Annotated in this window: 5 protein-coding genes and 1 pseudogene; 3 read left to right on the top strand and 3 right to left on the bottom strand. The window is 71.6% G+C overall.

Features of this window, described 5'->3' with window-relative positions:
* The 3 genes and pseudogenes from GT354_RS56165 to GT354_RS46215 all read right to left on the bottom strand — a co-directional run.
* A pseudogene (locus GT354_RS56165) lies at positions 1-912 on the bottom strand (hypothetical protein); the annotation flags it as partial.
* Between the two features lie 819 nt (positions 913-1,731).
* Complete coding sequence (locus GT354_RS56160; protein WP_272924027.1) at positions 1,732-1,854, bottom strand: hypothetical protein; 123 nt, start codon at positions 1,852-1,854, stop codon at positions 1,732-1,734.
* A 129-nt stretch (positions 1,855-1,983) separates the two neighbouring features.
* Entirely contained in the window at positions 1,984-2,748 is a 765-nt protein-coding gene (locus GT354_RS46215; RefSeq protein WP_161363552.1) for an ATP-binding cassette domain-containing protein, read from the bottom strand.
* Between the two features lie 318 nt (positions 2,749-3,066).
* Between GT354_RS46215 and GT354_RS46210 the strand changes: the two genes are divergently transcribed.
* From GT354_RS46210 to GT354_RS46200, 3 genes are all read left to right on the top strand, one after another.
* The gene (locus GT354_RS46210) at positions 3,067-4,305 is read left to right on the top strand and encodes an AGE family epimerase/isomerase (RefSeq protein ID WP_161363550.1); all 1,239 of its coding nucleotides are present in this window, start codon (positions 3,067-3,069) and stop codon (positions 4,303-4,305) included.
* Between the two features lie 371 nt (positions 4,306-4,676).
* The gene (locus GT354_RS46205; protein ID WP_346012488.1) at positions 4,677-6,041 is read left to right on the top strand and encodes a LacI family DNA-binding transcriptional regulator; all 1,365 of its coding nucleotides are present in this window, start codon (positions 4,677-4,679) and stop codon (positions 6,039-6,041) included.
* A partial coding sequence (locus GT354_RS46200) for a PfkB family carbohydrate kinase (protein ID WP_161363548.1) occupies positions 6,038-6,730 on the top strand: 693 nt, incomplete at its 3' end. The genes GT354_RS46205 and GT354_RS46200, both read left to right, overlap by 4 nt.

The following is a 6,730-nucleotide window of genomic DNA, read 5'->3' as shown; positions in this document are numbered from 1 at the left end:
TTCGGTGTCGCCGGCAGTTCCTGTAGGGCATGTGGTGTTGGTGGGTCGGGTGACGGTGGAGGCGGCGAAGCCGGTGGTGTTGGCATCGCCGGTGACCCCGGCAGCTCCGGCGGCTTCGGGGGCATCGGCGGTCCCGCATGCCTCGGTAGCCCCGGTTGCCGCCGTGGCCTTGGCGATCCTGACGGTTCCGGTCGCCTCGGCGGTCAGGATCGCTTCAGTGGCTTCGGTAGCCCTGGCGGCCCCGGTCGCCGTGGGCGCCCCCGTGGCCTTGGTGGTGCCGGTCCCGGTCGCCTCGACGGGCCCGGCGTCGGCGGTATTGGTGGCGCCGACAGCGTTGGTGGCGTCAGCGGGTTCGGTGTCGCCGGCAGTTCCTGTAGGGCATGTGGTGTTGGTGGGTCGGGTGACGGTGGAGGCGGCGAAGTCGGTGGTGTTGGCTTCGCCGGTGACCCCGGCAGCTCCGTCAGCCTCGTCGGCTTCGGGGGTCTCGGGGGTCTCGAGGGCTCCGGAGGCATCGGCGGTCCCGGTCGCCTCGGGTGCCTTGGTTGCCCTGGTGGCCTCGGTAGCTCCGGTCGCCGTGGTCGCCCCTGTTGCTTTGGCCGCCCCGGCGGTTCTGGTCACCTCGACGGTCCCGATCATCCCGGTAGCCCCGCCCGCCCGGCTCGTCTCGGTGGCGTCGACGTCGATGCTGGTGGGGTGTACGGGTCGAGCGGCTTCCGTGGCGCCGGCGTCGGCGGGCTTGGTGGTGTCGGCAGTCCCCGTCGCTTCGGCCGCGCCGAGGGACTTGGCGGGCTCGGCCGCCTCGGTGCCGGTGCTCGCGGTGGCGGCGGTCGGCGAACCGTCGACGGTCTCGGTGGCCCGGATCGTCTTCGCGTTGTCCGGGTGGGTGTGCGCGGTGGCCTCGTCGGTACCCACGGCGCGGCTCCTTCGCTTGTCGTCTTCGGGTGGGCGGGCGCCGGCTCCCTCGGTACTCACCGCGTGGCTCCTTCGTTCGCCGTCTCGGTATGGGTGTGTGCGGCGACCCTGCGAGGCCTCACGCCGCCACCCACTCCTTCGCATCCGGCGCACGTTGCCGGCGAGTGAGCGGCGGGCTCACGGCGTGGGTGCTGCGCTCGGCGGTGCGGCGTCGGTCCGGGCGGTGGGACGGGAGCGTCGGGGTGCGTCGGGTCACCGGCGGTGGGCAGGTGGTGGTTGCACGTGCTTCGGCGGTGGTCGTGTCGTGGGGGCTTCGGGCGGTTGTCTCCAACAGGTTCTTTCGGCCCCACCCCAACGGATTCATCTGGCTCCGACAGGCGTTCGGCTGTCGGCCGGCCGTTGCTCGGCTCACAAGCGCAGTCGGCAAGAACAGTCGCGGGGGACTCGGGTCGCGCGTTTGGCGTGGGCTCGGAGGTGGGGCCAAAAAGACCCGGCACTGTGGGGCCGAGAATGCCCGTCACAAACAGGTGGTGGTGGGCGGTTGGCGTTCGCCGGGTCATGGGGTGGGTTCCGCGTTGTCGAGGGCGCCGATGAGGTTCTCCACGGTGGTGTCGGCCGTGGTCAGGGTGGCTACTCGGCGGCCGAGGCGTAGGACTTCGATGCGGTCGGCCACCGAAGCGCAGTCGGCAAGAACAGTCGCGGGGGACTCGGGTCGCGCGTCTGGCGCGGCCTCGGAGGTGGGGCCAAAAGAACCCGGCACCGTGGGACCGAGAATGCCCGTCACAAACAGGTGGTGGTGGGCGGTTGGCGTTCGCCGGGTCATAGGGCGGCTTCCGCGTTGTCGAGGGCGCCGATGAGGTTCTCCACGGTGGTGTCGGCCGTGGTCTCGGCGGCCGAGGTGTAGGACTTCGATGCGGTCGGCCACCGAAGCGCAGTCGGCAAGAAGACTCGCGGGGGACTCGGGTCGCGCGTTCGGCGTGGGCTCGGAGGTGGGGCCAAAAGAACCCTGCACCGTGGGGCCGAGAATGCCCGTCACAAACAGGTGGTGGTGGGCGGTTGGCGTTCGCCGGGTCATGGGGTGGTTTCCGCGTTGTCGAGGGCGCCGGTCATGGCGCCGACGAGGTTCTCCACGGTGGTGTCGGTCGTGGTCAGGGTGGCTACTCGGCGGCCGAGGCGTAGGACTTCGACGCGGTCGGCCACCGAGAGGACCTCGGGCATGTTGTGGCTGATCAGCACGATGGCGATGCCGTTGTCGCGGACTCGGCGGATCACGTCCAGGACCCGGCCGCGTTGCAGGACGCCCAAGGCTGCCGTGGGCTCGTCCATGAAGACGACCTTGTCGGCCCACGCGACCGCGCGGGCGATGGCGACGCTTTGACGTTGGCCACCCGACAGGGTGCCGATCGGGGCGTCGATGTCCTGGAGTTCGACGCCCAGGCGAGCGAAGGCTTCGATCGCACGGCGTCGCATTTCGGCCTTGTCGAGGGCGCCCAGGCGGCCGGCGAGTCCTCGACGTAGCAGTTCGCGGCCCAGGAAGAGGTTGGCGGCGCCGTCGAGGTCGGGAGCAAGGGCCAAGTCCTGGTAGACGGTCTCGATACCCAAGTCCTGCGCCACCGTGGGGCGTTCGAGGGTGACGGGACGGCCCTCGAAGCGGATCTCGCCCTCGTCGGGTTGTTCGGTGCCGGCCAGGACCTTGGTGAGGGTGCTCTTCCCCGCGCCGTTGTCGCCGATCAAGGCGACCACCTCGGCCGGGAAGACGGTGAAGTCGGCGCCGCGCAGCGCCTGTACCTGGCCGAAGTGCTTGACCAGACCGCGGCCTTCCAACAGGGGTTGCACGTGCCCAACTCCTCACGGTGGTGATGTCGGTAGCCGCACCCGGTGCGGGCTCGCACGTGTGCCGGCACCCGGGGCGGAGAGAGGCAAGGCCGCCGATTGCCTGACAACGATGTCAGTACAATGGAACGGCCGATGCCCACTGTCAAGGGTTTCGAACGAGCCCGCACGGTTGGTGATATCACCCGATCCGATGCGATCAAGTGCGGTTCCGGCAGCGGAGATTGACTCTCCATCAGACACCTTGTCGACAGCCCGGGTCACGAGTCGTACTGTTCCTTGACATCGATGTCAGTCGAAAACCCCGTGAGGAGTCGCCACATGGCGGTCGACCCGTGGACGGAGTCCCCCGCGCACGGTGCGTGGCTCGACGTCGAGTGCGATCGACTGCTGCGGTTCGCGAAGGGCGCCCGCCTGCCCACCGGCGGATTCGGTTGGCTCGACGCCGTAGGGGTACCCACCGCAGACGACGCGGTGCACACGTACGTCACCGCCCGGATGACCCACGTGTTCGCGCTCGCGCACCTGCGCGGCGACCCCGACGCGGCCTCGCTCGTGGATCACGGACTCGCCGCGCTGGCCGGTCCGCCGCTCGATCGCGAGCACGGTGGCTGGTACCCGGTCGTGGACCGCGCCGGCCGCCCCAAGGTGACCGAAAAGCGCGCCTACGACCACGCGTTCGTGGTCCTCGCCGCCGCGAGCGCGACCACCGCGGGCCGTCCCGGTGCCCGCGAACTCCTCGACGCGGCGCTCGACACGATGGACCGTCGGTTCTGGGACGACGAACAGGGGGCCTGCGTCGAGTCCTGGGACCGGGCGTGGACCGTGTGCGAGTCGTACCGAGGCGCGAACAGCAACATGCACGCCGTCGAGTGCCTCCTCGCGGCGGCCGACGCCATCGGCGACGACCACCTGCGCGACCGCGCGCTACGGATCGCCGAGCAGGTGGTCCACCGCCGCGCCCCCGCCAACGGATGGCGCCTGATCGAGCACTTCGACGCCGAATGGCAACCCCGCTACGCCTACAACCGAGACCACCCGGACGACCCGTTCCGCCCCTACGGCGCCACCGTCGGTCACGGGTTCGAGTGGTCCCGGCTGCTCGTCACCCTCGCCGCCGCGCTTCCGAACCCGCCCGGATGGCTCGTCGAGGACGCGGCGGCGCTGTTCGCCGCCGCCGTCCGCGAGGGCTGGCACGCGGACGGGGCCGAGGGGTTCGTCTACACCGTCGACTGGGCCGGCCACCCGGTCGTGCGCAGCCGGATGCACTGGGTCCTGGCCGAGGCGATCGCCGCGGCGGCCGCGCTGCGCCGAGCCACCGGTGAGCCCCACTACGATGATCGGTACCGAATGTGGTGGGAGCACGCTGAAGCCGTCTTCCTGGACCGGGAGCACGGCAGTTGGCACCACGAACTCGACGCGCACAACCGACCGGCCGACACGGTGTGGACGGGCAAGCCGGACGCCTACCACGCGGTGCAGGCGACGCTGTTGCCTCGGCTGCCATCGGCGCCGACGATCGCCGAGGCGCTGCGCGCGAGCAAGGCACCGTCCGCGTGAAGGACGCGTCGCGCGGACGGGACACCTGCGGCGTGCCGGGCATCTCACGCGCGGGGGTCTCGGGCGTGGGAGACGCCCCGCGCGTACGGGATGCCTCGGGCGCGAGGGACGCTTCAGGCATGAGGGAAGCCTCGGGCGTAGAGGACGCTTCGGGCGTGGGGGACGCCTCGGGCGCAGGGGATGCGTCGGGCGTGGGGGACGCCTCGGGCGCAGGGGATGCGTCGGGCGTGGGGGACGCCTCGGGCGTAGGGGATGTCACGAGCGCAGGGGATGTCTCGGATCTGCGACGTGTCCAGGTTGTAAAGGATGCCTCTGGCCTACAGGATGCGTCGGGCGCAAGGGATGCGTCGGGCGTACGGGACGTGTCGCGCGTGACAGTCGCTTCGGGAGCGAAGGACACCTCACGCCTGGATGGTGCGTCGGTCGCGTACGGCGTTTCGCGCCTGGATGGTGTCTCGGTCGCGTACGGCGTCTCGGGCCTGGATGGTGTCTCGGTCGCGTACGGCGTCTCGGGCCTGGACGGCGTCTCGGCCGCGCACGGCGCTTCGCGTGCCAACGCCACCTCACCCGCCAACGCCACCTCACCAGCCAACGCCGCCTCGGCCGTCAAGGGTGCCCCGCGTGTGGGTGCCGGGCCGCGTTCGGCGATCCTCGACCACACACCCCCATTGGGTGCCGGGCGCGCCCCGGCCGCCGAGAGGACACACATGGCCGGCGCGACGCCACCGGAGCAGCAGCCTCGCGGCCGCACCACGATGCGGGACGTGGCGGCGCTCGCGGGCGTGGGTATCAAGACCGTCTCCCGGGTGATAAACGGCGAGCCGAACGTCAGCGCCGCCAAGCAGGAGGCGGTCTGGGCGGCGGTGGCGCAGACCGGATTTCGGCGCAACGACAGCGCGGCCCTGCTGCGCCAGGGCCACACGTCGAGCATCGGCCTGGTCCTGGAGGACGCCGCCGACCCCTTCTCGTCGGCGCTGACCCGGTCCATCCAGGACGTCGCGCACGAGCACGGGACGGTGCTGTTCAGCGCGTCGTCCGCCGAGGACCCGGTCAAGGAGCGCGACCTCGCGCTCGCGTTCTGCGCGCGGCGGGTGGACGGCCTGATCGTGGTACCCGCGAGCGGCAGCCACACCTACCTGCGGCCCGAGCTGGAGGCCGGCATGGCGTGCGTCTTCGTGGATCGGCCGCCGCTGGGCATCGAGGCCGACACGGTGCTCGTCGACAACATCGGCGGCGCCCGCGAGGGCGTGGAGCAGTTGATCCGGTACGGCCACCGCCGGATTGCCTTCGTCGGCGACCGGCTGGAGATCTTCACCGCCCGCCAACGGCTGCGTGGCTACCGCGACGCGCTGGCCGAGGCCGGCCTCGACGTGGACCCCGCCCTGGTGTACAACGGGCTGCCGCACCACGACACGACCCGGGCGTGGCTGCGTGACGTGCTCGCGAGCGACGCGCCGCCGACCGGCGTGTTCTGCGGGAACAGCCGCTGCACGGTGGAGACGCTGCGGGCCATCGCGCAATCGCCGGTGCGGCCCGCGCTCGTGGGCTTCGACGACTTCGAACTCGCCGATCTGCTCGTGCCCGCGGTGACGGTGGTGGCCCAGGATCCCTTCGGGATCGGCCGTACCGCCGCCCAACTCCTGTTTCGCCGGCTGGAAGGCGATACGACCCCGGTACAGCACATCCACATGCGGACCAGGCTCGTCCCGCGTGGTTCCGGGGAGATCCGCCCGTGATCACCGTGGTGGGGGAGGCCCTGGTGGACCTGGTGCACGGGCCCGACGGCGGCGTCGTGGCCCACCCGGGGGGCAGTCCCGCCAACGTCGCGGTGGGACTCGGCCGGCTCGGCGTACCGGTACACCTGATCACCCGCTACGGGCGCGACGGCCACGGCGCGCTGCTCGCCGAGCACCTGGCCGCGAGTTCGGTCCACCCGGCGCCGGACACGGTGTCCGACCGGCCGACCAGTGTGGCCCGGGCGTACCTGGACGCGTCGGGTGTGGCCACGTACGACTTCGACATCGCGTGGGAACTGCCGGACACCGCACGTGTTCCCGCCGACTCCGCGTGCGTGCACACCGGTTCGATCGCGGCGGTCCTGGAGCCCGGCGCCGGGGTCGTCCGCCGACTGCTCGAAGACGCCCGGGGCCGGGCGGTGCTCTCGTACGACCCCAACTGCCGGCCGTCGTTGATGGGCGACCCGGCCTCGGCACGGGCCCGGATCGAGTCGCTCGTCGAGCTCTGCGACGTGGTCAAGGTCAGCGACGCGGACCTGCAATGGCTGTACCCGGGGCGGGACTTCGCCGACGCGGCCGTTGCGTGGTCGGCCCTGGGCCCGGCCCTGGTCGTGGTCACTCGCGGTGGGGCCGGCTCCTACGGCGTGTGCGCCGCGGGCGCCGTCGCCGCGCCCGCGGACGCGGTGCGC

Origin of the sequence: Streptomyces sp. SID3343, from assembly GCF_009865215.1 — a bacterium.
GTDB lineage: Bacteria > Actinomycetota > Actinomycetes > Streptomycetales > Streptomycetaceae > Embleya.
Note: the sequence above shows the minus strand (reverse complement) of the source record. Positions and strands in the feature narration are given on the sequence as shown.

Bases quoted from the DNA above. Each gene is read 5' to 3' on its own strand.
- GT354_RS46210 (WP_161363550.1), top strand. From the start codon at position 3,067: ATGGCGGTCGACCCGTGGACGGAGTCCCCCGCGCACGGTGCGTGGCTC.